The organism is Myxococcota bacterium (assembly GCA_035498015.1).
Lineage (GTDB): Bacteria > Myxococcota_A > UBA9160 > SZUA-336 > SZUA-336 > VGRW01.
Genome location: DATKAO010000190.1, coordinates 1 through 4019 on the forward strand (window position 1 = coordinate 1; position 4019 = coordinate 4019).

The 4019-nt window shown below is 71.7% G+C and carries 4 protein-coding genes and 1 tRNA gene; 4 read left to right on the forward strand and 1 reads right to left on the reverse strand.

Annotated features, from left to right (window positions below; genetic code table 11):
• The 3 genes from VMR86_16735 to VMR86_16745 all read left to right on the forward strand — a co-directional run.
• The coding region (locus VMR86_16735; GenBank protein ID HTO08696.1) for an adenylate/guanylate cyclase domain-containing protein at positions 1-714 on the forward strand (714 nt) is incomplete at its 5' end.
• 74 nt (positions 715-788) lie between these two features.
• Positions 789-1877 (forward strand): hypothetical protein, encoded by a 1089-nt coding sequence (locus tag VMR86_16740; GenBank protein HTO08697.1) that lies wholly within the window; start codon positions 789-791, stop codon positions 1875-1877.
• Positions 1867-3141, forward strand: coding sequence for a hypothetical protein (locus VMR86_16745; protein HTO08698.1), 1275 nt, complete (start codon positions 1867-1869; stop codon positions 3139-3141). The genes VMR86_16740 and VMR86_16745 overlap by 11 nt, the downstream gene beginning before the upstream one ends.
• A gap of 1 nt (position 3142) precedes the next feature.
• On the opposite strand, the gene VMR86_16750 is transcribed toward VMR86_16745, so the two are convergent.
• Positions 3143-3883 (reverse strand): sulfite exporter TauE/SafE family protein, encoded by a 741-nt coding sequence (locus VMR86_16750; protein HTO08699.1) that lies wholly within the window; start codon positions 3881-3883, stop codon positions 3143-3145.
• Between the two features lie 53 nt (positions 3884-3936).
• Here VMR86_16750 and VMR86_16755 point away from each other — a divergent pair.
• Positions 3937-4012 (forward strand) — tRNA-Asn (locus VMR86_16755).
• Positions 4013-4019 lie beyond the last annotated feature (7 nt).

Here is a 4019-nt window from a genome sequence, read left to right on the forward strand (position 1 = left end):
CGCGACGAGATCGGCGTGCTGACCCGCGCCTTCAACGAGATGAGTCAGAGCCTGGGCGAGAAGCGCCGCATCGAGACGGCCTTCCGCCGCTACGTCTCGGACCACGTGCTCCAGGAGGTGATCGACTCACCCGAGGCGATCCATCTCAAGGGCGAGCTGCGCGAGGTGTCGGTCCTGTATCTCGACATCCGCAAGTTCACGCGGCTCACCGGCTCGATCGGCCCCGAGCGCGTGGTCGCGTTCCTGAACGAGTCCTTCGACCTGATCACCGGGCGGCTGCTCGAGCACGGCGCCACGGTCGACAAGTACATCGGCGACGCGATCCTCGCCTATCTGGGCGCGCCGATCGAAACCGAGGACCACGCGCAGCGCGCGGTCGCCGCCGCCATCGCCGTGCAGCGCGCCATCCACGACCGCAACCAGCGCTGCGAGGCGTCCATGCAGCCCTTCGTGCGGCTCGAGGTGGGGATCGGTATCCACACCGGCCAGGTCGTCGTGGGCAACATCGGCTCCGAGCTCAAGATGGACTACACCGCGATCGGTGAGCCGGTGAACGTGGCCAACCGACTGCAGGCCATGGCCGGGCCGGGCGAGATCATGGTGACCGGCGCCGTGCGCGAGCGCGTGGGTCTCCTGGTCGACGCCAAGCCCCAGGGCTCCAAGCGCATCGAGGGCGTCGACCAGCCGATCGAGGTCTTTAAAATTCTCTACTGAGGGCTTGGTTCGCTCGGCCGCGCCCGAGGCGGCCAGGCAGGCGATAGCAGGGCCGCCGCTCTAAACTCCCGCCCGTGTCGCGCCCCTTTCTACTGAGCGCCGTCGCGCTCTTGATGACCGCGCTTGCCTGCGCGCAGGACTACGACCGCGGCGAGAAGCTCTACAGCCAGGGCGACGTGGCGGGCGCGCTGTCGGTCTGGCGCAGCATCCCGGAGTCGAGCCGCGAGTACCCGCGGGCGCATGCCCGGCTCGAGACGCTCGAGACCGAGCTCGCCTCGACGCTCGCCCGCTACGAGAAGCGCGCGCAGTTCTTCGAGAGCGAGGGCCGGCTGGCCGAGGCGGTGCTCTACTACCGGCTGGCGCTGAAGCTCGATCCCGACCGGCCCCAGACGCTCGACCGGGTGCAGAAGCTGTTCCGCGACCTCCACGCCCAGGAAGACGTGGAGCGCAAACGCCTCGCCGCGGCGCTGGCGGCCGGGAACCTGCGCCAGGCGAACGAGTCGGCCGAGAAGCTCTCGCGGCTCGACCCGTTCGACCCCGCGATCCAGATCGAGGTGCGCCAGGTCTACGCCGAGACGGGCGCCCAGGTGCTGCGCTCGCTCGAGGACGGGAAGCGCGCCTACGCGCTGGGTGACCGCGCCGGCGCGCGCGCGGCGTTCGAGCGCGCGCTCGAGCTCGACCCGCAGAACGAGGCCGCGCTCGGGTATCTCTCCTACATCAAGCGCTACGACCAGCAGGTCGCCGACGAGGAGCAGCAGCAGACCCGCAGCGCCGCGAAGTCCGCGGGCGGCGCGCCGCCCCCGCCCACGCTGTCCTCGCAGGAGATCCTGGCCGAGGGTCACTACCGCGCGGGTCAGCAGGCCGAGGAGGCGAACGAGCCCTACCGCGCGCTCGAGGAGTACATCGAGGCGCTGCGCATCGACGACAAGCACGCCGGCGCGCGGCGCAGGCTCCAGTCACTTCGCCAGGAGCTGGCGCCGCGCGTGCCGCAGCTGTACGAGCAAGGCAAGCGCTACTTCCAGGACGAGGACCTGGAGCAAGCGCTCGCGGTGTGGCGCGAGGCGCTGTTGATCGCGCCCGACGACCAGCGCACCAAGGAGAACGTCGACCGCGCGGAGCGGATCCTGTCGCGGCTCGAGGAGATCCAGACCCGTGGCCCGTAGCGTCCTCGCCGCCCTGTGTCTCGCGCTGGCGCTCGCGAGCTGCGCGACTTCGGAGAAGGTCGCCACCAAGCTGTTCGCCGGCAATCAGACCCTGGTGTTCGACCGGGCGTCGGACCTCTTGCCGCCCGAGAGCCTGCGAGTCACTTCGAACGCCGACCGGCAGATCTCGCTCGCCTGGGACCCCGTGCTCGTGGGCGACGTGGCGGGCTACGCGATCCTGCGCGCGAGTCAGCCGGGCGAGAACCAGTTCAAGCGCGTGGGCATCACCAGCTCGCGCTTCGGCACCGTCTTCACCGACGGGGCCGACAAGCCCGGCGAGCTCGGCGACGGCCAGACCTACTACTACCGCGTGCACCCCTACGACCGCGCGGGACGGGTGTCTCGCAGTCATGCGGCGATCACGGCCGCCACCGAGCCCAAGCCGGCCATCCCCGAGGGGCTGCAGGTCTACTCCAACCTGCCGCGCAAGGCGGTGCTGTCCTGGAAGCCGAGCGAGCAGCGCGCAGTCGCCGGCTACGGGATCTTCCGCTGCCCCACGATGGCGGGGCCGTGGGAGCAGGTCGCGTTCTCGGAAGGCCGGCTCAACACGGTGTACGAGGACTCGATCCCGGGTGACCTGCGCGTCATGTACTACCGGATCGCGGCCGTGAACCGCTTCGGCGGGCAGAGCGAGATGACCGAGTCACCGATCCGCGCGGTCACCAAGGCCGAGCCGCTGCCACCCACGGGCCTCGCGGCCGACGCACGGCGCCTGGGCCGGATCGCCCTCAAGTGGTCGCCCAACGTCGAGCCCGACGTGAGTGACTACGAGGTGTGGCGCGCGGTGAAGGGCGCCGAGGACTTCGAGCCCGAAGCGCGCATCGGGACCGTGCCGGCAGGCAAGACCGGCTACGTCGACGCCGCGGTCGGCTGCGGACAGACCGTGCGCTACCGGCTGCGCGCGCTCGACACCGACGGGCTCGAGAGCTTCTACTCCGAGCCGCTCGTCGTGACTGGCCCCGACCTCGGGCTGTCGCTCGCCCGCGGTCCATCAGGGCTCGTGCTGCGCTGGGACGCGGCGCGGGCCAAGCGCTATGCGGGCGCGCAGGTGAGTGAGCTGCGCTCGATCCTGCCGCCCAAGCAGCTGGCGTCGGTGAACGGCGCCTCGGAGGTCGCGCTGCCCGAGCTGTCGCCCGGCACGCAGCTCGAGGTCGCGCTGTCGGGGCCGAGCGACGGCGAGAGCGAGGCGCCGCGCTGCCGGATCGCGGTGCCCGCGGGCTCCTGAGTCAGCGCCCCAGCCCCGCCAACATGGCCGCACCCAGCGCGATCAGCGCCGCTGCCACGCCGCGGCGGAAGGCCGTCTCGGGAATGCGCCGCAGCACGCGCTCGCCCGCGATCGTGCCGAACAGCACGCCCACGATCCCCGCCGCGATCGGCAGCCACAGCCCGAGCATCTCGCGCCCGTAGGTCGCGAGATACACGGGCAGGCGCGCCAGGTCGACCAGCACGCCGACCGCCGTGGCCGTGGCGACGAACGCCTCCTTGGGCACGTCGAAGCCGAGTAGCGCGCCGGAGCGCAGGCCGCCCTGGTTCCCGACCAGACCCCCGAGCCCGCCCGAGACGATGCCCGCCACCCACGCTGCCTTGCCGCCGAAGCGCAAGCGCCGGGCCGCGCCGGTCGCCTCCATCAGGCCCGCGAAGATCAGAAGACAGCCCAGGACGATCCCGAGCGCCGGCCCCGCCATGGCGCGCTGCAGGAGCGCCCCGGCGAGCCCGCCCACGGCGCTCGCGATGCCGAAGCCGAGGAACACGTCGCGGTCGATCTCGCGCCGCATGCGCCAGGCCCGGAACACCGTGCCGGCGAAGTGCGGCAGCGCGACCGCCGCAACGGCCAGGCTCATGCCGAGCTGACTGGCCGCGAGCGGAGTCAGCACGCTGCCGATGCCGAAGCCGGTGATGGCGGCGACGGCCCCCACGAGTGCGGCCGTCGCCCCGAAGATCGCGGCGAAGATCACGGGCGCGAGCATCGCACGGGCACGCTCTTGATCGCCCGCCGCGGATCCGTAGACTGGGCGCCCATTCCCCGGTAGCTCAGTCGGTAGAGCGGGTGGCTGTTAACCACTAGGTCGGCGGTTCGAGCCCGTCCCGGGGAGCCATCGGCCC